Here is a 22,404-nt window from a genome sequence, read left to right as displayed (position 1 = left end):
GCTTAGGAAACTCTATAAAACCTGTAAAAATTAAAAGTACGACATATTTTCCTTTGTGAAGCAACTATTTCTAGTTTTAATAGAGTTGATACAGGATACAGTGTACTTAAGAGCAAATTAAATTAAGGTTTTCTGAATATCACATGATGACCCTGATCGCCAGTTCTTTCAAACCAACCTTGGAAAGCCCAATTGATATATCCCCCATCACCTTCATTGGTGAATTCACCATCTTCAAAAATCCAAGTACCGTAAATGACACCATCGTAAACTGCTGAAAAATACGTTTTGATACCATTATTAAAGTTTTTAGTGTATCCTTGAGACAAATTAAAAACCATCACGTTATACTGTTGACCTCCCTGAAAAAAACCAGTTTCACTTAAATTTTTTACGAATCCTTCACGATTTTGAGCAGTTTTAGCTGACGATACAATGGCTTCTGCAATGCCAAGGGCATCCACTTCAACATTTACGCTACCTTCAAAACCCATATTTTTTACCTTTAATATTTGTAAAGTGAGATGTAATTGTTACATGATTTCATTTTGCATACTTTCACTGGCTTATACTAGGCAACTTTAGCAAGTTAATTTCAACTTAAGGCTTTCATGAAAAAATAAGAGCGATCGCCCACATTAACCTTATCAATAGAAGTGCGATCGCAGTAACTAGTTATACCAGATACTTGTAAAATCAAACTAATAGATAAATTTATAGCTAGACTTATAGCTAATAGATAGATTTAAAAAATAACAGAGCTAGATGATGCAAATCACTGTTGAGGTATCTGAGGAGCTAGGACAGCAATTACAGCAGTTCCAAGACCGTTTACAAGAGATAGTAGAACGCGGTCTAAAAGAGTTATTGAGCGAACAGTCTGGTAATTTTATCGATGAGAAACAGATTATTGCGTTGTTAGCCAGTCAGCCTACACCAGAACAGATTCTAGCAATCCAACCCTCACCAGAATTCCAGGCTCGTGTCAGTGATTTGCTAGCACAAAGTAAAGCAGGAACACTTTCAGCCAAAGGTGAAGCGGAACTAGAACGCTATTTGACCATAGAACATCTTGTCCGTATGGCAAAAGCTCATACCTTCGAGCAATTACGCCAAAATCCATGAGTTATGTATCAGCCCAATTACGGAAACTCGTAATCGAAAGAGCGAACCAAAGATGTGAGTACTGCTTATTTCCTCAGAGTGCGGCACTATTTAGCTTTGAGATGGAACATATTATTGCCGAAAAACATTGTGGCATTACTGAAGCAGAAAATCTAGCTCTCGCCTGTCCATATTGTAATCGTGCAAAGGGTACTGATTTGGGGTCAATCGATCCTGAAACGGGGAAACTAACACCCTTTTTCAATCCAAGGACTCAAAAATGGAGCGATCACTTTCAGATGAATGGAGCAGAGATTGCACCATTAACAGCAGAAGGACGAGTAACTGTTGCAATTCTTCAATTTAATCAATCAGAGCGGTTAGAAGAACGGGACAGATTGATTTGGGCAGGTCAGTATTTTTAGGTTTACTGTTCATCTTCATGTCACTAAGCTATTTATTTGACTTGCGTAAAGAGCTACGCTTCTTGTCGCCAGACATCACTGATTTGACACAATTTTTCAGAGTGCGATCGCCGAATAGCCCGTCGTACACATCGCCCACATCCACCGCATCATCACAAGTGCGATCGCCACAAGCTGGACAAAGGGTCGAAGTGCAAACCTTTCCGGGTGAAATGGTGGGGACGAAAGGCATCATTAATAGCCCAGCAAAATAATCCAGTATGGGGCTATAGTGCCATTCCTGAAAGCGATTTTCCATCTTACCTCTAGGAGAATACTTTTGGGTATGAAGTGCTAAAATACCTACTGTATATAGATTTTTTGCAGCTTTCGCCCTCTTCTTTTCAGATTTTATGAGAAATCCGAAAAGCTGTCCGCACTATTAGCTTAAAAAAGAATTGCACCATTTTAGGGAAGATCGCCATGATTGAGCTTTATTATTGGACAACCCCAAACGGTCATAAAATTACGATTTTCTTGGAAGAAGTCGGCTTGCAATATACCATAATTCCTGTGAATATTGGGGCTGGAGATCAATTTAAACCGGAATTTCTGAAGATTTCTCCTAACAATCGCATCCCTGCGATCGTTGATTCCGAACCAGCAGATGGAGGTGCGCCAATTTCGGTATTTGAGTCTGGGGCAATCTTGCTATATTTAGCAGAAAAAACCGGGAAATTAATTCCCCAAGATGTACGTCATCGCACTCAAGTTTTAGAATGGTTGTTCTGGCAAATGTCTGGGCTGGGGCCAATGGCGGGACAAAATCATCACTTTAGTACTTATGCTCCCGAAAAGATCGAATATGCCATTAACCGCTATGTGAATGAGACGGGACGCTTATATGCGGTGTTGAATAAGCAACTTGCAGATAGAGAATTTGTAGCAGGCGATTATTCTATCGCTGATATTGCTGCTTATCCCTGGATTGTGGGTTATGAACGCCAAAGTCAAAATTTAGAAGATTTTCCTCACGTCAAGCGGTGGTTTGAGACAATCAAAGCTCGTCCAGCAACAATTCGCGCCTACGAGAAAGCAGAAGCATTGAAAACTCAAGCGCTTGATCCAGATAAGTCACGAGATTTGTTATTTAACCAATCGGCGAAAACTATTCAACCTTAAGCTTTGTGAATTGTCTTGTCGCTGTGGCGATCGCTAAGTAAGCTCTAAAGGAGCAATTATGAGCAACGATTTCTCACTATCTTCCTTTCCTGAATTAGAAACAGAAAGGCTCCTTCTTCGTGAGACAACTTTGCAGGATGCTGAGGCTATCTTTGCTGTATTCTCCGATCCAGCCGTGACTCAGTTTCACGATCTTGATACTTTCACTTCTATCGAAGAAGCGATCGCTATAATTGAACGTAGAACCAAGCTGTTTGAGCAAGGAAAAGGAATTCGCTGGGGAATTGCCCGTAAGCAAGACAACGTTTTGATTGGTTCTTGTGGCTTTAGGTGGAACCCACAAAAACATTCTGCTGAGGTCGGTTATGAGGTTGCCAGTACTTTTTGGAGACAAGGCATAATGACTGAAGCAGTGCATACTATCTTGCAATTTGGGTTTAAGGAAATGGGTCTGCGTTTCATTATTGCCCAAGTCATGCTGAACAACATAGCTTCTAAAAAGCTGCTAGAAAAGTTAGGTTTTCAGAGTCAGGGTGTACTTAAACAGCATGGCTTCTTCAAAGGGCAGTTTCACGATCTAGAGCAATTTGTGATTAACAAATAGAAGAACTGAGTGGGCTGGTTAGCAAAGGATATATAGCAATCCTATCTAAATTGTGAAAAATGGAATGAGGACGAACCGCCAAGTACGCCAAGTACGCCAAGGAAAAGAGATAGCGAACTATAGGAATCATATTTGATTTTTGAACAAAATTGGGTATTGTAGGGTGTGTTAGAACGGAGTTCGTAACGCACCATCATAGAGGGTTCGGTGCGTTACGCTGTCGCTAACGCACCCTACTGGCGTGGCAAGACTAAAATAGTGTATTAGAAAAAAGCAGAAAGCATTAAGTTATCTCAATTTTCTCAAAAATCTATTGCAACATTTTAGCCTTGCCATGCCACTACGTATGTTTTCATGAATAAAACCGGATTCCTATAGTTTCTTAAATATTGAGGATTTATCAAGTCAAGTGCAACTGATATTATTCTCAAATCGAACGCCTTTATTAATAAAGTTGGTTTAAGGATTGTTTGACCTTTAGCAATCCTGTTAAAATGCTTTGATGTCAAAAAAGCAACATCTTTTCAAGAAAAAATCTGGTTGGTCTTTGGATGAGCGAGATCCAAAGTTCATAGAATCTCTGATGCCTCTGTTGGGCTTTTTATATCAGTACTATTTTCAAGTTAAAACTAGTGGCTGGGAAAATATTTCACCCAAAGAAAAAGTCCTATTTGTCGGTTCTCATAATGGGGGACTCGCGGCTCCCGATATGACAATGATGATGTACGACTGGTTCAGACGATTTGGTGTGGAGCAGCCGATTTATGGTTTGATGCATCCCAAGGTTTGGCAGGTTAGCCTACCAATGGCACAGCTAGCCGCCAAAGCTGGAGCGATCGCGGCTCATCCGAAAATGGCTTACACTGCCTTGCGTGAGGCTAGTTTACTAGTTTATCCGGGTGGAGCCGAAGATGTGTTTCGACCGCATTATTTACGTAACAAAATCTACTTTGCGGGGCGAAAAGGATTTATCAAGTTAGCATTGCGGGCAAATGTGCCGATTGTGCCTGTGATTTCCTGGGGCGCTCACGATACGCTGATTGTACTGGCTGACTTCTACAAAATTGTGCAGCAACTCCACGAGTGGGGAATGCCTTGGCTGCTTGGGATTGATCCAGAAGTTTTTCCGATTTATCTCGGACTACCTTGGGGATTAGCAATTGGCCCGTTGCCCAACATTCCATTACCTGTACCAATTTACACGCAGGTTTGCCCGCCGATTGTATTTGAACGTTACGGTACTGAAGCAGCTAGCGATCGCCATTATGTCAATGAATGTTATGAATTAGTTGTTAATCAGATGCAGCAAGAGTTAGATAGCTTAGTCCAGCGAACTGCAAAGTTGAATACCAGATGAGAAGTCATAAGTTTTGAATCTTTAAGTCCTAACTCCTAACTATTCTCCTAGCCGCCACTAACTGGTGGAATCAGTACGACTTCATCACCATCTTGTAGTAGGGTATCCGGTTCGACAAATATTAAATTGATTCCGAAGCGGGTGATGTCACGCCATTGGGAGAGTTCGGGGTGTTCAGCTATGAGGCGATCGCATACTGTTTTGACTGGCATACTATTGGGAAATTCCAGCACCAGCTCCGAAACCCTAAAGGCTTCTTGATAAGCAGCGAACAATTTGACGGTAATGGTGATTGCAGATTTAGACATACAACATGCTTTGGCAGTACCAGCAAGTAGTTTAATACTTGACAAGCACCCTGAACTATTGGGCTTAATTATACATTACTAAGTACATGATCTCATAAGTTCATAACGAAAAAAATGTTTCTTAATCCAACATTTCTGGGTCAATTCCTAAAGCGTTGAGTTCTTCAATAGAGAGAGTACGCAATTTCTCTACAATTCTCTCCCGTTTTTGTCGCTCAATCACAGCCCGTTCCTCACCCGTTAGCAGTAAATTTCCTTGTGCATCCCACCAGCGCAACCAAGGTAACTCTGCATTCTGATAAAATCCTTGCCAGATTCCTAACTCTACCCCCATAGGAGCAATTGGGTAATGTCCTCGTTCATTAGCTTTCATCAGTTGATAAGTATTATCTACTAAGTGGTAAACTTCCACTTGCGCTTTTGCTACTTCATAAATTCCATAATAAGGCACTCGAATTGCCTGCTCGTAAACCCAAAATTTACCAACATTCCCACCATCCCGTTGAGATGGTGGTGTGTTATCTCGTTCTTCTGAACCATCTCCAGAGACAAATTCCAGCACAATCAAAGGTGCAACATACTCCTTCCACAGCACATAAGAACGCCGCATTTTACCGTCAAGGGTCGGTGGTACATTAGGTACATAAAACCAGTCTGGTGCTTCAGCCCCTTTCTCAGGAGGATTTGTCAATCGCCAGTAAATACCAGAATCTTGTCCAATACAATATTGACTATCAGGATGAAGTTGCTCTAAAACAGGTTTAATTGAATCTGTAATTAAAATGCTTTGCGGATGCTCCTGAAGATTTTTTACAAATGTACCGTCTGAGTCTGGTAACTGGGTGTGATCAGGTAAAGTTAATGCCGATAGGGAAGTCATAAATAAGCATGGTCAAGATTGTATCTAAATCTTATTGTAGATAGGCAACTTGACTGTTTTGGATGATTGCATCATTTATAATAATGAGTTTTGTTATAAATGCAATCGAAATAACTGGATATTAACAGGTTAATATCGTTTGTTGTGCTATATTATACAAAATATCTTAAAACTAAGAGCGAGCGATGAAATAGCTATCTACCCTACTTTAAATTACAGTCAAAAATTTCTAATCTAAATCAAAGTAGAAGAAAATTATGAGTATTACTCCCAAAGGTACAAGTGTACTAGAATTATACCGTCTTTATAGAACAGAAAAGTTAATTGTCAATCGTAGATATCAACGTAAGTTAGTTTGGACAAAAAGTGAAAAAACTCGTCTTATTGAAAGCTTATTACTTAATTATCCTATTCCATTAATATTATTGGGAGTCTTTAATGATAGTGATGGAGAAGAGGTATATGAAATAATTGATGGTATGCAAAGACTTAATGCAATATTTAGTTTCATAGAAAATGAGTTTTCTGTCCAAGAAAAATATTTTGATGTTACCAAACATCCCTTTGCATACGAGTTGAGTCAAGCAAAAGTATTTATCCCGGTAGATGCTAATAAATCCGCTTATTGGGATTCTGATATTTGTGCAAAATTCTTAGAGTATTCCGTTGCAGTAACAATATACAGAGCCAATTTAATTGATGAAATTGAGGATATTTTCAATCGAATTAATTCAAATGGTAAACATTTATAGCGTTTCCTAGTCTACTGAGGTACACCCAAATCTTGTTTACCAAGGTTAGTAGCTTTGAAAACGTACCTCACTAGGTTGGGAACCGCTATATCACCTCAAGAAGTAAGACAAGCTGGAGTCACAACAAAGTTTTCAACTTTGGTTAGGTTTCTTGCAGCTGAAATTCGTGGGGATGTCTCACGAGAAGAACTTCCTCTTACTGAGATGCCTGAAATTAGTATTGATGCCAAATCTATTGCTCTTGGATATGGAGTTTATGCAGAAGATACATTTTGGTGTAATCAAGGAATACTACGGATTTCTGGCCTTCGAGATAGTGAGGATGAACAGTTATTGGCAGATATAATACTTTCTATAGCACTAGGAGAACCTTTCGCAGCTAGCAAAGAAAACTTTGATGCTTACTATGGAAAAGGCGATAATAATAAATTAGACAAAATAGAATTGGCTATCGCAAAATATGGAGAAGATAATCTTCAACAAGATATCAAAACAGTTTTGTCTCATCTAATAAATGCTATTAATGCTGTTAATACATCAAAACAAAATAACTTTTTAAGAAATATTTTAAGTCGTAAATCTGGAGGAAGTAATCCAGTAAAAGAGCCTTTTTATACATTATTCATGTCTTTTTATGAACTTCTTATCAAAGAATCTAAGGAGCCTTTTGAGTACGAAAAAATTTTTGCTGCTGTTCAAAATTTAATAACGAAAATTAAAATGAGTCCTACTGTTAAGACGGAAAATAGAATCGACAATATTGGTCTTACTAAAGGATTGATTCAAAATTATTTTAAGTATTCCAATAGTCCAACTCGCAGCAGTGGATCATATGCTATTGATTTTGAAAATTACTTGAGACGCTCAAAAACAGAAGCACCTAATTATGATTTTAAACAGGGGCTATATACTTTAGAAGATAAAAATAGAACATTTGATGAGCAAAACTTAGAAAAAATTATACAAAATATTGCTGCAATAGCAAATTTAGGAAAAGGAAAAAAGGGATATATATTTATTGGTGTTACTGATAAAGAACAAGATACTCAACGTATTGAAAATTTGGACAAGATTACTGCTCCTCGTTTTTTTACATTTGGTATTGTGGGTTTAGAGCGAGAAGCGCGTTTAAAAAATGTTAGCCTTGATGATTACATTCTTTTTATCAGCAGAAAAATTCGCGATTCAAAATTACCAGAATGGTTAAAGACAGCAGTTAATACAAGTTTAACTCCTCTTACATATATGGAACATACAGTATTAATGATTGAGATTAAAGCTGGTAATGAGCCTGTATGGTACGGAGACAAGCTTTATATTCGTGATGGACATGAGAAAAAACCACAAGAAGTATCTGGGGGGCAAACTGCTGCGGTTTACAGTCTCTTCAGATGAAAGCTTCAAACATAACCCTAGCCATACCTCATTACCTATCTATATTTTATGATCTATTTTTACATTTTTATTGTAGGACGCAAAGTTTCTAAAAACCTTTGCGTCTTTGTGTAAAACTATCCTTATCCTCCTTGCCACAAATTATCCCAGATAGGGTTATCCTTTAACGAGATCGTAGTTTTTGCAAAGCATCCTTAAAGCTAATTTTCAGTAACTATTTTTAACTTTTATGCACTGAATAATGTGATTTTCATGAAACACTAGGATCATCAGCAGTTTTTATCTCTCGCAAGATTCTTTCTACTTGGTTAACTTTTTCACCTCTGTTCTGTTCTTTGAAGATATTTAAAGCTTTTTCTAAAGAAGATAGCGCCTCGTCTTTTTTATTTGTTTGCCACAATGCCAGCGCAAAATTAGTTAGCCCTTCGCCATAATTAGGATTAATTTCTAGAGCTTTTTTATATTCACTAATGGCTTCTTCCCAGCGACTTTGGCTTGCGTAAACCATACCCATCGCATTGTGAGCGAGAGCGTATTTTGGCTGGAGGCGAATGGCTTCTTGATAAGAGCTAATTGCTTCTTCTGGTTTCTTTTGCCGAAAAAGCACGTTTCCCAGTTGAAAATGTCCAAAGGCATCGTCTGGAAATTGTTTAACGAATTTGCGAAAATTTTCCTCTGCACCAGTCAACTCTCCCTGATTAAATAAAGAATTGGCTTGTTGCAGCATCTGCGATCGCTGTGATGGCCCTGTGTCTGAAAACTGCGCTAGTTTTTGTGGTTGTCTCTCAACCAACTGTCCAGGCGAATGCAAAGAAACTTTTGCAGGAACCGCTAACGCTAATGGTGATAAACCAATTACAGTGATAATACTCAGCGTCATGCCACTAACAGATTTAACAAATGCTGATTTCAGTTTGCGCTTCACCTTCATCGCTCTGAATGCCTCAATAATGTTCTAAATATTTATGATAAATGAGGTGCGTTATTGCGTAATGCATCAGAAGACAGACGGTAAAGGCGCACATAATATAATATGCGCCCCTACTAACCTCATTTAGAATTACTTACGAGCCTTCTCGCAATTTATCCAACACACTTCTATCTTCCAATGTCGAAGTATCACCAGATACCTCTTGTCCGGCGGCTAGATTCCGCAGCAAGCGCCGCATAATCTTACCCGATCGCGTTTTTGGCAAAGCATCGGTAAAGCGAATTTCTCCGGGACGCGCGATCGCACCAATCTCTTTAACAACGTGCAGTTTGAGTTCTTTACTCAGTTCCTCACTTCCCTGATAAGTGCCTTCTAAAGTCACAAAAGCAACTACTTCTTCACCTTTAAGTTCATCAGGTTTACCCACTACTGCCGCTTCTGCAACTGCTGGGTGAGAAACTAAAGCAGATTCTACTTCCATTGTACCGAGTCGGTGTCCTGATACATTCAGTACGTCATCCACACGACCCATTACCCAGAAGTAGCCGTCTTCATCTTGCCTCGCGCCATCACCAGCAAAATAAGTATAGTTACCGTCTTGGGGTGGAATGTGTTCCCAATAGGTGCGGCGGAAGCGTTCTGGATCGCCGTAGACTGTCCGCATCATTCCTGGCCAAGGATGGCGCACTGCTAGATAACCGCCTTCGTTATTGGGTACGGTGTTTCCTTCTAAATCTACGACATCTGCAATAATTCCGGGGAAGGGAAGAGTTGCCGAACCTGGCTTAGTGGGGATTGCTCCTGGTAACGGTGTAATCATGATACCGCCTGTTTCCGTTTGCCACCAAGTATCAACAATTGGACAGCGATCGCCACCAATTATTTTCTGATACCACATCCAAGCTTCCGGGTTAATCGGTTCGCCGACGGTTCCCAATAAACGCAACGAAGACAAGTTTCGCGCATTGGGATGTTGTTCGCCCATCTTAATGAATGCCCGAATTGCCGTTGGTGCAGTATAAAAAATATTAACGCCGTATTTTTCAATTACATCCCAGAAACAGCCAGGATTAGAAGCACGGGGCGCACCTTCATACATCACGGTTGTTGCACCGTTAGAAAGCGGGCCGTAGACTATGTAACTATGTCCTGTAATCCAACCGACATCGGCGGTACACCAATATACATCTGTGTCTTGGAGGTCGAATATCCACTTGGTGGTGATATGGGTATACAAATTATAACCAGCAGTTGTATGCACCACGCCCTTCGGTTTGCCCGTGCTGCCAGAAGTGTAGAGAACAAACAGCATATCTTCGCTGTCCATTGGTTCGGCGGGACAATCGGCTGACACACCTTTTTGCAAATCATGCCACCAATGATCGCGTCCGCCTAACTGCATATAAGTTTCTTGTCCGGTGCGCTTGACAACTAGGACATTTTCGACACTGGGAACAGCACCATCGGCTAAGGCTTTGTCTACCTGTTCTTTGAGAGGAACGATCGCATCTTTGCGCCAACCACCATCAGCCGTGATTACTAATTTAGCTTGAGCATCGATTAAGCGATCGCGCAAAGCTTCGGCGCTAAAACCACCAAATACTACACCGTGGGGTGCGCCAATTCGGGCACAGGCTAACATAGCGATCGCAGCTTCGGGAATCATTGGCATATAAATACCAACGCGATCGCCTTTTTTTACGCCCAGTTGCTTCAATACATTGGCAAACTGGCAAACTTCTCGGTGCAGTTGGGCATAAGTCAGGGTACGCGAATCACCTGGTTCTCCTTCCCAAATCAAGGCTGCTTTATTTTTGCGCCAAGTAGTGAGGTGTCTGTCAAGGCAGTTGTAAGAAATATTCATCTTACCGCCAACGAACCACTTTGCAAAAGGCGGTTGCCAATCTAATACTGTGTCCCATTTTTGGAACCATTCTAATTCTGTTCCAGCCAAATCTGCCCAAAATTGCTGCGGATCGGCTTTGGCTTTGTCGTAGAGACGCTGATAGTCTTCTAAGCTTTTGATATGGGCGTTCTGCGAGAATTGGGAGGGAGGATGGAAGAGACGATTCTCTTGGAGGATTGATTCGATATTTGGTTCAGACATGGTTAGTTATGAGTGCGATCGCTATTATTACTAAAAACTATTCTTAGCCCAGTTGTGCCAGACGGTGTTTAGATTTTCGTTAAGCTAGGTGGAAATTGCCGAGATTAGCACAGAGGTGCTACCTTACCCAGTGTATTTGTCGCATTCTTTTTTCAAATTTGTATAAATCTGCAACTACATAATTAAAAGTCGAATCGGGAAATCGCTGCTGAAGGCGATAACCACCTGATGGTTATGATTTTTGTAAAGCTTCCGTAGCTCTGCTATTCGTATGACTAGTATTATGGTTTTTCATAGGGGTGATTTTGCGATCGCTGCCCAAACTCTATGGTGAACCTCAAGGATTGGTGTAGGATATTTTGTTTCGAGTAATGTTGCCAATTCTTGGTCAAATACTTCTACCTTTTCTGGTGTCAGGCTAGCCCCCACGCCAGCACTCGCCCGAATTCGTCCCCGCCAATCTTCATGTGTATAAGATACAAATACATCGTAAGAAAATGTGCGGATATCTCGGAAGCCAACTTCGCCAATATCCTGTAGCCACAGGGGATGCAAACCGTTACCGCCGGCCAGATCCCACGCGGGATTATGAGCCTGGATCAGTTGTTCTGTTGCTTCAACGACATTACCTTTTAAGGGTATCCAATCAAAATGTGCGATCGCAATCGAGCCGTTTTTTTTCAATATCCGAGTAACTTCTTGGACAGCACGCGGACGATCGAACCAATGCCAACATTGTCCAGCAGTGACTACATCGGCGCTTGCATCTGGTAACTCGGTATTTTCGGCGGTTGCGACTCGATAATCTACTTTGAGTTGGGTTGCTTCGCTTAACTGTCTCGCTTGTTCTAAAAGTGATGCTGATGGATCTATGCCAATTACATAAGCACCTCTATCAGCAAAGCCGCGTGCTAGTGTTCCTGTCCCTGTACCAAGGTCAACAATATATTGCCCTGGTAAACCGATACCATATTCAGACAGTTTGTTAAATAATGAACTGGGAAAGCCCGCACGATGTTTTGCGTAATCAACAGCAGTTGCACCAAAATCAATTTTCATACGCTGCAAAACTATTCTTGTAACAATTGTCTAGGTTAGAAGTTCTCTACCCAAGGACGTACTTCTACTTCATAAGTCCAAGCACTACGGGGTTAGCATAAAATGCTGAGATAAGTTTGAGCGAATCTCCTTCGGAAACTCTACGCGAACGCATCTGGGTCAAGAGTACTATCAGGATTATCTAATGGATCTTGGCGAATTGCTGAACGAATTGCCCCATCATATCGTGTCCGGTTAAAGACTTATCATTAAGACCGCAGGGGGGCAGGGGGCGGGGAGCAGGGGGAAAGAGGGTTTCCCGCTTTTTGCACAGATGTGAGAATTATAACTAATTAGCCGGACATGATATCAATTACAAAATGCGCTATATGAATATTATTTGGTGCTAGTTCTCTAGCAATACTTTGAGCCAAACCAAATCATTACAAAGACGCGATAAATCGCCGTCTCTACAAAGGACTGATTATCGTAGAGACGGCAATTCATCGCGTCTTTTGTCTTAACCGAAATTTAAAGAAAGCTACCCTGTATAAGAATTACCGATTCTATCCACAGAGACGTTATGGGAGAATGGCAAACGACCTGGATTTAAGCGTGGTTCTGCTGCATAGCCAACAGGAACAACAACAGCGATCGCTAAATCTGGTTTATCCTCAGCACCAATCACTTGCTTTACCTGATCTTCAACCCAACCGTTCATAAAACAAGTGGATAATCCCAAACTTTCTGCTGCTAACACCAAGTGAGTAGCGGCAATAATGGCATCTTTGATGGCATATTCGCGTCGCTTGTCGCCTAGCCCAGCTTGAAATTGCGGGACGGCAGTTTTAAAGTAGTTTATCGTGCCTTCATTCCATGCCCCAGTTTCAGTTGCTCGCTCAAAAATTGGGGTCAAGTCTTGTTCGCCTGCGTTAGGATCGGCGGCAAAGACGAAGGTTACAGGTGCTTGGACAATTTGCTGTTGATTCCACGATGCTGCTGATAGTGCTGCCTTTTGCGCCTCATCTTGCACAAGAATAATTTGCCAGTCCTGGATATTAAAGCTGCTGGGCGCTGCCACGGTCAATTCTACCAGTTGCTTGAGCAGTTCTGGGGCAATGGGGTCTGCTTTAAAAGTTTTGATGGAACGACGTTGAGCGATCGCACTCGGTACGTCTAAAGCTTGAGTTTGGGTGATAGAACTCATGAGATTCTCCTGATAGTTGAGTTTTAACCAAATAATTCGCAAGTCGTAATTACAATACAAGCGAATTTATTTATTCATGAAACAAAAATAAAAATTATTCCTTGTTTCCGAACAAAAGTCAGAATTACGAATTACGAATTACGAATTACGCCTTAGCTACCGCCTCATTAGCAGTTGCCAAAAATGGATAATCTGTATACCCTTCTTCACCGCCACCATAAAAGGTTGCTTGATTTGCTTCATTTAATGGTGCATTTAAAGCCAAGCGCTTGGGTAAATCTGGATTTGATATAAATAATGTGCCAAAGGCAACTAAATCTGCTGCTTTACTTGCCAGTACAGCATCGCCTTTTTCACGGGTATAACCACCATTGACGATGAGAGTACCTGTAAAGCGATCGCGGATATGACTGGTTGGTACAATTATCCCGCCATGTCTGATGTCTGCTTCTGTTGCCTCATAAAGATGCAGATATGCCAAGTTAAACTGGTTCAACGCTTGAGCCGCATAACCGAATGTCTCTAGCGGATTGGAGTCACCGATATCGTTAAAAGTCCCACTGGGAGAGAAACGAACCCCAACTCGGTTAGAATCCCACACACTAGTTACCGCCTCTGTCACCTCCAACAAGAATCGGGTGCGATTCTCAATGGAACCCCCATATTTATCTGTACGTTGATTGGTGCGATCGCGGAGAAATTGATCTATTAAATAACCATTAGCTGAGTGAATTTCTACCCCATCAAACCCAGCCGCTAGAGCATTTGCTGCTCCCTGACGATACTGTTCTACTATTTGTGGTATTTCTGAAGTTTCTAAAGCACGGGGTGTAACATAAGGTTTTGGCCCCTCATAAGTTGCAGCTTCACCTTTAGGAGTAATAGCAGAAGGGGCCACAGGTAAAGCTCCATTTGGTTGTAAGTCTGGGTGAGAAATTCTGCCTACATGCCATAGTTGCAGAAAAATTCTTCCTCCCTCCTGATGTACGGCATCGGTTACTAATTTCCATCCTTCCACCTGTTCTGGTGAATGAATTCCCGGTGTAGCAGGATAACCCTGTCCTTCAGGAGTTACCTGTGTTGCTTCTGCAATAATCAGTCCGGCGGAAGCACGTTGAGCGTAGTAAGTAGCATTCAGTTGGTGTGGTACGTTTCCCTCGCTTGCTCGGTTTCTGGTTAAGGGTGCCATCACAATCCGGTTTGGCAGTTCTAAATTCCCTAATTGGTAAGAAGAGAATAAGTTGATATCACTAGTCATGTTATTTTGCTCCAATTCAAAGCTTTTTAACCCACCAAGGTGAGTTTTGTTTGTGTAGACGCGGTTTCTAACCGCCCTTTTCACTGTACGCCTGCTACAGATGTGGTTCAAATACTAAACAATCGATCGAATAACGCCACCATCTACTCGCAAAGCTGCACCATTTGTTGCTGAAGCTACAGGACTAGAAAGGTAAACTACGATCGCTGCTACTTCTTCATTAGTCGCAAAGCGTTTGATTAGGGAACTTGGACGCACATTTTGAAAAAATTCAGCCTCAACTTCATCAGCACTAATACTACGTTCCTTTGCCAGGTTGGTGATAAAACCTTCAACTCCTTCGGAACGAGTTGGCCCTGGTAGAACGGAGTTTACTGTAACTCCAGTCCCCACAGTCATTTCTGCTAGACCTCTGGCAATAGCAAGCTGCGCTGTCTTAGTTGTGCCATAGTGAATCATTTCCACTGGAATCTGAATCCCAGATTCGCTGGAGATAAAAATTATCCGCCCCCAGTTTTGCTCTAGCTGCTTTTGCAGATATTGCCGACTCAAACGGACTCCACTGAGAACGTTAACCTGAAATATGTTTAACCAGTCTTCATCGGTAATATCAAAGAAGGTTTTTGGCTCATAAATACCCACATTATTAATCAGGATATCAACGTGAGGAACTTTTTGAAAGAGTTCCTCTACCCCTGATGCAGTACTTGTGTCAGCAACAACACCAGAAACTTTCGCGTCGGGTGTACTTTGTTCAATTTTGGCGATCGCTTGGGTTACTCTTTCTTCAGATCGACCGTTGACAATTACTGATGCACCTTCTTCAGCTAGCGCTTGGGCGATCGCCAAACCAATACCTGCGGTTGAGCCACTAACTAGCGCGGATTTACCATGCAATTTCAAGTCCATTTTGCTCTTTCCCCATTAGTTAAAACAGAATTCAGGAGTCAGAAGTCAAGAGTGGGGAAAGACGCGATTAATCGCGTCTGTACAGGAGTCATATCATGTTCAACTTAATACTTATGTCATTGCAAGCGTTGCGCGGCAATCCCAAACCTTTGCGATTGCTTCATTCCACTTCGTTGCATTCGCAATGACATATTATAAGTGATTCGCTGAACATGGTATCAGGTGTATTCTGACTCCTGTCTCCCTTCATTAGAGAAGACTACAAACTAAATGCGTCTCACAACAGTACCTAGATTAAAGATGCTGTGCTAAGGTCTTATTCAAGGTGGTTTTTGGAACTGCCCCTACGACAGTATCGACTTGCCGACCTCCCTTAAAAACCATCAGCGTCGGAATGCTGCGAATTCCATAATGGCTAGCGACAGTAGGGTTCTGATCTGTGTTCAGCTTCACAAATTTCACCTGTCCTTCGTATTCCGCAGCGACTTCATCAACTACTGGGCCTACCATCCGGCAAGGGCCGCACCACGGGGCCCAAAAGTCTACTAAGACCGGAATTTCACTTTCCAAGACTTCTTGCTTGAATGTGGCTTCTGTGACATTTGTAATGGATGACATAAAATTGCCTTCCTAATTAATTCTATAATTCGATAATATCGAATAATAAAAATATATGCCACTTGATGAGATAATGCAACTATGAGATTTCTTTATCATCCAGATAGAAAAAATATTTCGTTACCGGGAGTGTTGTATGCATTGGGCGATCCAGTGCGGCTAGAGATTGTGCGGCGGTTGGCGACTGAGGGGGAACAATGCTGTGCCAGTTTTGATTTTGCGATCGCAAAGTCTACAATGTCCAATCATTTTAAGATTTTGCGGGAGTCTGGGATAGTCTTTACACGTAAAGAAGGGACACATCACATCAACATCCTGCGGCGTGAGGATTTAGAGGTGCTGTTTCCAGGGTTGCTGGATGCGGTGTTGAAAGCTGCTCAACCATTGCCTGTGAGTCCTGCGAGTGATAAACAAACAGCTTCAAGGAATTAGGAATGGGGAATGGGGAATGGGGAATGGGGAATGGGGAATGGGGAATGGGGAATGGGGAATGGGGAATGGGGAATGGGGAATGGGGCGATCGCTATCTTTTTAAGAATCTTCTTGTTTTTTAATTTGTGTTTCTAAATCGGCAAAGATATCATGTTGTTCTTGAAAAGCTCTTGGAGTGTGAGATAAACCTAAATCTGTTGATAGTAAATCAATACCATCAAGAATTTTGGGTATCTGAGCTTGATCAACTTGTAGACTGAGAAAGCATTTCTCCCTGTAATCAGGTCTTCCCTGAAAGAGTTCAATCGCTCTTTTCAAAGGGCGCATAACCTGATAGGCTTTTTCAGCCTTCTCAATTGATGCTTGAGGGATTGGAGATTGCAGCCTGAGAACTGCTAGATCGATTAAATCTCTTGCTTGAACACTGTCATCCGCGTAACGGTCAGAATTTGACAGCAGCTTAGAGGTAAAACAGTCATTGAAGCTTAAGCAAGGAACGAGTGACCATTTTGGATATCTTGGTGGATCTAGTTTAAAACGAGTTTCAGCAATAATTTCCGTTTTAATCGGCACATCATCCACAAAAACGATCATCCGAATTCCATATTGGTCAGTTGTGCTACGACCAACTTGGATTTTACTTAAATCACGAAATAATGCTTCATGCCCACCTTCAAATACCACTTCCCGCAGGTACTTATAGCCTTCTGTACCAACAGAAGCGATAAAATCAACATCCTTACTCCAGCGATATTCTTCAAACTCAAATGCAAGAAGGGTTCCGCCACCGAAGTAAGCAGAACCCTTCATAAGTATGTCGGAATCTAAAGATTCAAGAACTGTGAGAATTTGATTATGGTGTTCTAACCTGAAGGTCATAAACAAACTTGCAACCAGGATTTATAGCGTCTAGCGAGTTCCTGAACAAAATTGAGTTCTTCACCTTCAAGATTATTAAATAGATTATGATACTGCCAGCCACGCTCATAGCGACTCAGCATTTGTTCTGAAGTAAACCGATACACATCGGCAGTCTGCCAACAAATGGACTCCAGAAAAGGCAGCTTTTTGGGGACAGTAACAGGATTAATTGTGGGTGTTGCGGTTGTCATAGCTCTTTTAATCAACCACTTTCGGCTTATTTTTATTTAGATTAGCACTGTGGGTATCCACATTTAATTTTATTCTAACTATAAATTATCTGGGCTGGGATAAACTCTTCCTTTCCAAGAGCCGCCGCGCCCTTGCCAGTGACGTAGTGCTGAATCTAGAGTCATCAGCGTATAGAGAAATGCGATCGCAGGCAAGCTCAACGCGAACCAAGGAGAACATTTATAAAAGCGGATTGTCGGGTAGTAAGCGAAAGTCATCAACAGCCATCCTAAGAAACCCGTAAGTGCGATCGCCCAATTGCCCCAAACTGCACCTAGAATTAGACACACAGGTGAAACTAGATAAATCAAAGGCATTCCCACCAAAGTGCCCAAGAGTAGTAATGGCGAATAATTCAGTTGAGTATAGGCAGTACGAGCAACCATATCCCAAATTGTCGCTAGCGAGTCATAAGGGCGCAAACTGCGAGTCAAGCTACTCAATCCTAACCAGATACGCCCAGGGGAGGCAGAGGGGCAGGGTGCGGGGGGCAGAGGGGAAAACTCTTCTCCCTTGCTCCCTGCTCCCTGCTCCCTGCTCCCCACTCCCCCACTCTTCTTAACAGCCATCGCTAGGGCGCAATCGTCAATTAAAGCTTGGCGAATCACTTGAATGCCTCCAATTCGCTCTAAAGCTTCACGGGCAATCAGAATAGAACCTCCAGCTGCGGCGGCTGTGGGATTGTTGGGATTATTCACCCAGCGAAAAGGATAGAGTTTTTGGAAGAAAAACACGAAAGCCGGAATCAAAAGTTTTTCCCAAAAGCTTTCACACCTGAGTCGCACCATTACCGAAACCAAGTCTAAATCTTCTTGGATAGCTTTCGCAACGAGTCGGCGAAGATTACTAGGATCGTGTTCGATATCTGCGTCGGTCAGTAAAAAATAGTCAGGTGCGAATTTACTAGCACTTTTTATACCTTGCTCAACTGCCCAAAGTTTACCCGACCAGCCAGAAGGCAGTGATTCGCCTGAGATAATATGCAATTGCTGGGGTTTACCTACAGCGTGTGCAACCCCTTCGGCAAAATTTGCTGTCCGATCTGTGCTGCGATCGTCTACCAAAAACACGTTGAAAGAACCAGGATAATCTTGGAGTAGGAGCGATCGCAGTGTCGTTGGTATTAACTCAGCTTCGTTACGCGCTGGAACCACGGCACAAACCGCAGGTAACGATTGTAGTTGAGTTTCTCCCATCTCTAATTGCTGGTCTGTCCGCCAAAATTGTCCCCAAAAACACAGTAATCCTAACCAAATTGTCAATGATAACAGCGTCAATCCTAATACAATTACACCCATGACCTATTGCAAATTTTCAGTGACTCAGACACAATACTATGTCTACTTATATCTTGCACCAGGCGACTAGAAGTCGCGGCTACACGAGACAAAACCTGCCTCCGCAGGTTGAATTGTGTTAGTCCGCGCAGGCGGACTTCGTTTGTATAGCCGCGATTTCTAATCGCTAGGGCTAGGTGCAAGATGAGAGTCTACCAATAAAGAAAAAGATTTTTCATAGTGTTGCCGTATTCATAGCTAGTGTTGAGTGTGAGGTTAGATAGGATTTGATGCAAACACAAGACAGGGTAAAAGTCAATCAAATTGCAGAAGCGATCGCAGCCAGTCAACAATATTTACTTTCGATTCAAAATCCAGCAGGCTATTGGTGGGCAGAGTTAGAATCTAACGTCACCATTACTGCTGAAACAGTCCTTTTGCATAAGATTTGGGGAACAGACGAAAGTAGACCTTTGCACAAAGTTGAAGCATATCTGCGTAAAGAGCAACGACAGCATGGCGGCTGGGAACTTTATTACGGTGATGGCGGAGAACTTAGCACTTCAGTTGAAGCTTACATGGCGCTGAGACTGCTAGGTGTACCAGCAAGCGATCCGGCGATGATTCAGGCAAAAGCTTTTATTCTCCAACGGGGTGGTATCAGCAAAACTCGGATTTTTACTAAGTTGCACTTAGCCTTGATTGGTTGTTACAACTGGCGCGGTATTCCCTCGCTACCGCCTTGGATAATGTTGTTGCCTAAAGCTTTCCCTGTTAATATCTACGAAATGTCTAGCTGGGCACGTTCCAGCACTGTGCCATTACTGATTGTATGCGATCGCAAACCTGTTTTTATCACCAACCCAACTATCAATCTAGATGAGCTATACGCTGAGGGTGTTGATCGAGTCCGGTGGGAATTACCCCAAAGTGGCGATTGGACTGATTTATTCCTCACCCTTGATCAAGGATTCAAGTGGGCAGAAAGCCTTAATTTAGTCCCCTTCCGCGAAGAAGGCATCAAAGCCGCCGAAAAATGGATTTTAGAACGCCAAGAAGCTACAGGCGACTGGGGCGGCATTATTCCGGCGATGTTGAATTCAATGCTAGCTTTGCGCTGTCTGGATTATGACCGCAGCGATCCGATTGTGGAACGAGGTTTGCAAGCAATTGATAACTTTGCCATTGAAACAGAGAATAGTTATCGGGTACAGCCCTGTGTTTCACCGGTTTGGGATACAGCTTGGGTGATGCGTGCCTTAGTAGAATCCGGCTTTGCAGCAGATCATCCCGCCGTGGTACAAGCTGGAGAATGGTTATTGCAAAAACAAATTTTAGATTACGGAGATTGGGCTGTCAAAAATCGCCAAGGAAAACCAGGGGCTTGGGCGTTTGAGTTTGACAATCGGTTTTATCCCGATGTGGATGACTCGGCGGTGGTAGTGATGGCTTTACATTTGGCGAAACTCCCTAATGAAAAAGTCAAGCAGGCTGCGATCGCACGGGCGCTAAACTGGATTGCATCTATGCAATGTAAACCAGGCGGTTGGGCTGCTTTTGATTTGGATAACGATCAAGATTGGCTTAACTCTATCCCTTATGGCGACTTGAAAGCCATGATTGATCCAAACACCGCAGATGTGACGGCTAGAGTATTGGAAATGCTTGGTGCTTGTGATTTGTCAATTGATAGTGATAATTTAGAGCGATCGCTTACTTATCTTCTGGACGAACAAGAAACCGAAGGCTGTTGGTTTGGTCGTTGGGGTGTAAATTATATCTACGGCACTAGTGGCGTTTTGTCAGCTTTGGCATTGATTAATCCTCAAAGGCATAAACTCAGTATAGAACGGGGAGCAGTTTGGTTAGTGGGATGTCAAAACCCAGATGGTGGTTGGGGTGAAACTTGCCGCAGCTATAATGACCCCAGTCTCAAAGGAAAAGGAAATAGTACTGCATCGCAAACTGCTTGGGCTTTAATTGGCCTCTTGGCAGCAGGTGAAGCAACTGGTAAATTCGCTCTTGAGACTATTGAGCAAGGAATTGGCTATTTAGTTGCAACTCAAAAATCTGATGGTACTTGGTTTGAGGCAGACTTTACAGGGACTGGATTCCCTTGCCATTTTTATCTCAAATATCACTTATATCAACAATACTTTCCTTTAATTGCACTAGGTCGCTATCAAGCGGTTTTGCGCTAGTGAAGGAAGCAGGGGAGAATGATTTGTAACAATTCTGTTTGTGTAAATTAACGTGAGCCTTTGATACTCGTAAATGAGTCTTTGATACTCGTGAATGAGTCTTTGATACTCGCGGACGAGTCTTTAATACTCGCGGACGAGTCTTTAATACTCGCGGACGAGTCTTTGATACTCCCGGACGAGTCTTTGATACTCGCGGATGAGTCTTTGATACTCGCGGATGAGTCTTTGATACTCGCGGATGAGTCTTTAATACTCGCGGACGAGTCTTTAATACTCGCGGACGAGTCTTTGATACTCGTGAATGAGTCTTTGATACTCGTGAATGAGTCTTTAATACTCGCGGACGAGTCTTTGATACTCGCGGACGAGTCTTTGAAGCTGCTTCCCCTGCCTCCCCTGCCCTTTGCCCCCTTCTAGAGTTTGCTAAACAAAAGTTTTTTACAATAAATAAAGGTAAGGCATAATATCATGTTCGGCAAATCGCTTATAATACGTCATTGCGAATGCAACGAAGTGGAATGAAGCAATCGCAAAGGTTTGAGATTGCCGCGCTACGCTCGCAATGGCATAAGTATTAAGTTGAACATGATATAACCTCACCTTTGACTCTTAGCTCAAAACTGTTACAGCACCCGCTTGAAGAAAGTCACTAAATCTTCAATGTTTGGCGTGTGAAGTAAATCAACTACTTCTGTAGCTTTTTCAGAAGGTATATAGTCATCTGGTAAACCGATAATTGTAGTTCCCAAGTTTTGGGCTAATTGATACCAAAAAGCCAATTTATCATCAGCGTTCATAGAAGCGTACTCTTCAGTAGGAATTTGTGGGTCTCCTACTTCATCTTTGTTTAGCAACTGACGCAAAGCAGAAACCTGTTCCTGCTGTGGCAGATTTTGAATTTGTGCAACTAAATTTGCAGTATTTTCATTTGGTACATCATTACTCAAACAGAGCGATTGAATTTCATCACCAATTTCAGTATAAAGTAAGGCTAGGACAGTCAAGCGATCGTCTATTTCCAAACTCTGAAATTTTGATACACTTTGCTCTAAGAAATTGACGTTTGTAGAAGTCATAAACACCTCAAAGTAATTAACTACTTGATTAACTAAAAATTGTTAGACAGAAATTATAATTTTGGCTGTGATTGCTTTGAATATATTGAGTACGAAACAAAGATTTTTGAACCACCTTAAATAAGTACTTGTAGCGGTTCCCATTCAAATGCGGTGCAAAATATTGCGAGGTGTAGGGGCACGGCAGTGCCCATACGTGTCAACTTAAC

General features: G+C 42.1%; 24 protein-coding genes. 9 read left to right on the top strand and 15 right to left on the bottom strand.

Translation table 11 applies throughout. The features are described 5' to 3' along the window. Window positions 1-122: 122 nt before the first annotated feature. Window positions 123-494 carry a hypothetical protein gene (locus VB732_RS23070; RefSeq protein ID WP_323233227.1) on the bottom strand — a complete coding sequence of 124 codons (372 nt, stop codon included), beginning with the start codon at window positions 492-494 and terminating at the stop codon, window positions 123-125. A gap of 271 nt (window positions 495-765) precedes the next feature. Here VB732_RS23070 and VB732_RS23065 point away from each other — a divergent pair, with 271 nt between their 5' ends. Next, on the top strand, window positions 766-1,125 hold the full coding sequence (locus tag VB732_RS23065) for a hypothetical protein (protein ID WP_323233226.1): 360 nt from the start codon (window positions 766-768) through the stop codon (window positions 1,123-1,125). Further along, window positions 1,122-1,529: an HNH endonuclease signature motif containing protein gene (locus VB732_RS23060; protein ID WP_323233225.1), complete on the top strand. Its 408-nt coding sequence runs from the start codon at window positions 1,122-1,124 to the stop codon at window positions 1,527-1,529. Before VB732_RS23065 ends, VB732_RS23060 begins: the two co-directional genes overlap by 4 nt. Window positions 1,530-1,557: 28 nt before the next feature. Here VB732_RS23060 and VB732_RS23055 read toward each other — a convergent pair whose 3' ends face one another. After that, a complete protein-coding gene (locus VB732_RS23055; RefSeq protein WP_323233224.1) occupies window positions 1,558-1,827 on the bottom strand; it encodes a hypothetical protein in 270 nt (89 codons plus the stop codon). Between the two features lie 164 nt (window positions 1,828-1,991). Here VB732_RS23055 and VB732_RS23050 point away from each other — a divergent pair, with 164 nt between their 5' ends. From VB732_RS23050 to VB732_RS23040, 3 genes are all read left to right on the top strand, one after another. Then, window positions 1,992-2,690, top strand: coding sequence for a glutathione binding-like protein (locus tag VB732_RS23050; protein ID WP_323233223.1), 699 nt, complete (start codon window positions 1,992-1,994; stop codon window positions 2,688-2,690). Window positions 2,691-2,748: 58 nt separating this feature from the next. Beyond that, window positions 2,749-3,294, top strand: a complete 546-nt coding sequence (locus VB732_RS23045) for a GNAT family N-acetyltransferase (RefSeq protein ID WP_323233222.1) — start codon at window positions 2,749-2,751, stop codon at window positions 3,292-3,294. Between the two features lie 502 nt (window positions 3,295-3,796). Next, window positions 3,797-4,651 carry a 1-acyl-sn-glycerol-3-phosphate acyltransferase gene (locus tag VB732_RS23040; protein WP_323233221.1) on the top strand — a complete coding sequence of 285 codons (855 nt, stop codon included), beginning with the start codon at window positions 3,797-3,799 and terminating at the stop codon, window positions 4,649-4,651. A 47-nt stretch (window positions 4,652-4,698) separates the two neighbouring features. Here VB732_RS23040 and VB732_RS23035 read toward each other — a convergent pair whose 3' ends face one another. Both VB732_RS23035 and VB732_RS23030 read right to left on the bottom strand, forming a co-directional pair. Continuing rightward, window positions 4,699-4,959 carry a MoaD/ThiS family protein gene (locus tag VB732_RS23035; RefSeq protein ID WP_323233220.1) on the bottom strand — a complete coding sequence of 87 codons (261 nt, stop codon included), beginning with the start codon at window positions 4,957-4,959 and terminating at the stop codon, window positions 4,699-4,701. 121 nt (window positions 4,960-5,080) lie between these two features. Next, on the bottom strand, window positions 5,081-5,839 hold the full coding sequence (locus VB732_RS23030; RefSeq protein WP_323233219.1) for a Uma2 family endonuclease: 759 nt from the start codon (window positions 5,837-5,839) through the stop codon (window positions 5,081-5,083). A 257-nt stretch (window positions 5,840-6,096) separates the two neighbouring features. Here VB732_RS23030 and VB732_RS23025 point away from each other — a divergent pair, with 257 nt between their 5' ends. Both VB732_RS23025 and VB732_RS23020 read left to right on the top strand, forming a co-directional pair. Further along, entirely contained in the window at window positions 6,097-6,591 is a 495-nt protein-coding gene (locus tag VB732_RS23025; RefSeq protein ID WP_323233218.1) for a DUF262 domain-containing protein, read from the top strand. Between the two features lie 75 nt (window positions 6,592-6,666). Next, complete coding sequence (locus VB732_RS23020) at window positions 6,667-7,986, top strand: ATP-binding protein (RefSeq protein ID WP_323233217.1); 1,320 nt, start codon at window positions 6,667-6,669, stop codon at window positions 7,984-7,986. 250 nt (window positions 7,987-8,236) lie between these two features. Here the strand turns inward: VB732_RS23020 and VB732_RS23015 are convergent, their stop codons facing one another. The 7 genes from VB732_RS23015 to trxA form a co-directional block, all read right to left on the bottom strand. Next, window positions 8,237-8,917 (bottom strand): tetratricopeptide repeat protein, encoded by a 681-nt coding sequence (locus VB732_RS23015; protein ID WP_323233216.1) that lies wholly within the window; start codon window positions 8,915-8,917, stop codon window positions 8,237-8,239. A 133-nt stretch (window positions 8,918-9,050) separates the two neighbouring features. Beyond that, window positions 9,051-11,024 (bottom strand): acetate--CoA ligase, encoded by a 1,974-nt coding sequence (gene acs, locus VB732_RS23010; RefSeq protein ID WP_323233215.1) that lies wholly within the window; start codon window positions 11,022-11,024, stop codon window positions 9,051-9,053. A gap of 291 nt (window positions 11,025-11,315) precedes the next feature. Beyond that, entirely contained in the window at window positions 11,316-12,083 is a 768-nt protein-coding gene (locus VB732_RS23005; RefSeq protein WP_323233214.1) for a class I SAM-dependent methyltransferase, read from the bottom strand. Between the two features lie 520 nt (window positions 12,084-12,603). After that, window positions 12,604-13,269: a nitroreductase family protein gene (locus VB732_RS23000; RefSeq protein ID WP_323233213.1), complete on the bottom strand. Its 666-nt coding sequence runs from the start codon at window positions 13,267-13,269 to the stop codon at window positions 12,604-12,606. A gap of 145 nt (window positions 13,270-13,414) precedes the next feature. Then, window positions 13,415-14,527: an alkene reductase gene (locus tag VB732_RS22995; protein ID WP_323233212.1), complete on the bottom strand. Its 1,113-nt coding sequence runs from the start codon at window positions 14,525-14,527 to the stop codon at window positions 13,415-13,417. A gap of 114 nt (window positions 14,528-14,641) precedes the next feature. Further along, window positions 14,642-15,436, bottom strand: coding sequence for an SDR family NAD(P)-dependent oxidoreductase (locus VB732_RS22990; RefSeq protein ID WP_323233211.1), 795 nt, complete (start codon window positions 15,434-15,436; stop codon window positions 14,642-14,644). Window positions 15,437-15,730: 294 nt separating this feature from the next. Then, a complete protein-coding gene (gene trxA / locus VB732_RS22985) occupies window positions 15,731-16,054 on the bottom strand; it encodes a thioredoxin (protein WP_012412473.1) in 324 nt (107 codons plus the stop codon). A gap of 81 nt (window positions 16,055-16,135) precedes the next feature. Here trxA and VB732_RS22980 point away from each other — a divergent pair, with 81 nt between their 5' ends. Continuing rightward, window positions 16,136-16,486 carry a helix-turn-helix transcriptional regulator gene (locus VB732_RS22980; RefSeq protein ID WP_323233210.1) on the top strand — a complete coding sequence of 117 codons (351 nt, stop codon included), beginning with the start codon at window positions 16,136-16,138 and terminating at the stop codon, window positions 16,484-16,486. Between the two features lie 99 nt (window positions 16,487-16,585). On the opposite strand, the gene VB732_RS22975 is transcribed toward VB732_RS22980, so the two are convergent. From VB732_RS22975 to VB732_RS22965, 3 genes are all read right to left on the bottom strand, one after another. After that, the gene (locus VB732_RS22975; protein ID WP_323233209.1) at window positions 16,586-17,365 is read right to left on the bottom strand and encodes a nucleotidyl transferase AbiEii/AbiGii toxin family protein; all 780 of its coding nucleotides are present in this window, start codon (window positions 17,363-17,365) and stop codon (window positions 16,586-16,588) included. Further along, on the bottom strand, window positions 17,362-17,598 hold the full coding sequence (locus VB732_RS22970) for a hypothetical protein (RefSeq protein WP_109008078.1): 237 nt from the start codon (window positions 17,596-17,598) through the stop codon (window positions 17,362-17,364). Before VB732_RS22970 ends, VB732_RS22975 begins: the two co-directional genes overlap by 4 nt. 78 nt (window positions 17,599-17,676) lie before the next feature. Then, window positions 17,677-18,936 (bottom strand): glycosyltransferase, encoded by a 1,260-nt coding sequence (locus VB732_RS22965; protein ID WP_323233208.1) that lies wholly within the window; start codon window positions 18,934-18,936, stop codon window positions 17,677-17,679. Between the two features lie 269 nt (window positions 18,937-19,205). Between VB732_RS22965 and shc the strand changes: the two genes are divergently transcribed. Then, the gene (gene shc / locus VB732_RS22960) at window positions 19,206-21,116 is read left to right on the top strand and encodes a squalene--hopene cyclase (RefSeq protein ID WP_323233207.1); all 1,911 of its coding nucleotides are present in this window, start codon (window positions 19,206-19,208) and stop codon (window positions 21,114-21,116) included. Between the two features lie 626 nt (window positions 21,117-21,742). On the opposite strand, the gene VB732_RS22955 is transcribed toward shc, so the two are convergent. Continuing rightward, window positions 21,743-22,195, bottom strand: a complete 453-nt coding sequence (locus tag VB732_RS22955; protein ID WP_323233206.1) for an orange carotenoid protein N-terminal domain-containing protein — start codon at window positions 22,193-22,195, stop codon at window positions 21,743-21,745. Between the last annotated feature and the right edge of the window lie 209 nt (window positions 22,196-22,404).

The organism is Nostoc sp. UHCC 0252 (assembly GCF_034931145.1).
Taxonomy (GTDB): Bacteria; Cyanobacteriota; Cyanobacteriia; order Cyanobacteriales; family Nostocaceae; genus Nostoc.
The sequence above is the reverse complement of the archived record's forward strand: the minus strand, read 5'-3'. Positions and strand labels throughout refer to the sequence as shown.

Bases quoted from the DNA above. Each gene is read 5' to 3' on its own strand.
- VB732_RS23070 (WP_323233227.1), bottom strand. From the start codon at position 494: ATGGGTTTTGAAGGTAGCGTAAATGTTGAAGTGGATGCCCTTGGCATT.
- VB732_RS23065 (WP_323233226.1), top strand. From the start codon at position 766: ATGATGCAAATCACTGTTGAGGTATCTGAGGAGCTAGGACAGCAATTA.
- VB732_RS23060 (WP_323233225.1), top strand. From the start codon at position 1,122: ATGAGTTATGTATCAGCCCAATTACGGAAACTCGTAATCGAAAGAGCG.
- VB732_RS23055 (WP_323233224.1), bottom strand. From the start codon at position 1,827: ATGGAAAATCGCTTTCAGGAATGGCACTATAGCCCCATACTGGATTAT.
- VB732_RS23050 (WP_323233223.1), top strand. From the start codon at position 1,992: ATGATTGAGCTTTATTATTGGACAACCCCAAACGGTCATAAAATTACG.
- VB732_RS23045 (WP_323233222.1), top strand. From the start codon at position 2,749: ATGAGCAACGATTTCTCACTATCTTCCTTTCCTGAATTAGAAACAGAA.
- VB732_RS23040 (WP_323233221.1), top strand. From the start codon at position 3,797: ATGTCAAAAAAGCAACATCTTTTCAAGAAAAAATCTGGTTGGTCTTTG.
- VB732_RS23035 (WP_323233220.1), bottom strand. From the start codon at position 4,959: ATGTCTAAATCTGCAATCACCATTACCGTCAAATTGTTCGCTGCTTAT.
- VB732_RS23030 (WP_323233219.1), bottom strand. From the start codon at position 5,839: ATGACTTCCCTATCGGCATTAACTTTACCTGATCACACCCAGTTACCA.
- VB732_RS23025 (WP_323233218.1), top strand. From the start codon at position 6,097: ATGAGTATTACTCCCAAAGGTACAAGTGTACTAGAATTATACCGTCTT.
- VB732_RS23015 (WP_323233216.1), bottom strand. From the start codon at position 8,917: ATGAAGGTGAAGCGCAAACTGAAATCAGCATTTGTTAAATCTGTTAGT.
- acs (WP_323233215.1), bottom strand. From the start codon at position 11,024: ATGTCTGAACCAAATATCGAATCAATCCTCCAAGAGAATCGTCTCTTC.
- VB732_RS23005 (WP_323233214.1), bottom strand. From the start codon at position 12,083: ATGAAAATTGATTTTGGTGCAACTGCTGTTGATTACGCAAAACATCGT.
- VB732_RS23000 (WP_323233213.1), bottom strand. From the start codon at position 13,269: ATGAGTTCTATCACCCAAACTCAAGCTTTAGACGTACCGAGTGCGATC.
- VB732_RS22995 (WP_323233212.1), bottom strand. From the start codon at position 14,527: ATGACTAGTGATATCAACTTATTCTCTTCTTACCAATTAGGGAATTTA.
- VB732_RS22990 (WP_323233211.1), bottom strand. From the start codon at position 15,436: ATGGACTTGAAATTGCATGGTAAATCCGCGCTAGTTAGTGGCTCAACC.
- trxA (WP_012412473.1), bottom strand. From the start codon at position 16,054: ATGTCATCCATTACAAATGTCACAGAAGCCACATTCAAGCAAGAAGTC.
- VB732_RS22980 (WP_323233210.1), top strand. From the start codon at position 16,136: ATGAGATTTCTTTATCATCCAGATAGAAAAAATATTTCGTTACCGGGA.
- VB732_RS22975 (WP_323233209.1), bottom strand. From the start codon at position 17,365: ATGACCTTCAGGTTAGAACACCATAATCAAATTCTCACAGTTCTTGAA.
- VB732_RS22970 (WP_109008078.1), bottom strand. From the start codon at position 17,598: ATGACAACCGCAACACCCACAATTAATCCTGTTACTGTCCCCAAAAAG.
- VB732_RS22965 (WP_323233208.1), bottom strand. From the start codon at position 18,936: ATGGGTGTAATTGTATTAGGATTGACGCTGTTATCATTGACAATTTGG.
- shc (WP_323233207.1), top strand. From the start codon at position 19,206: ATGCAAACACAAGACAGGGTAAAAGTCAATCAAATTGCAGAAGCGATC.
- VB732_RS22955 (WP_323233206.1), bottom strand. From the start codon at position 22,195: ATGACTTCTACAAACGTCAATTTCTTAGAGCAAAGTGTATCAAAATTT.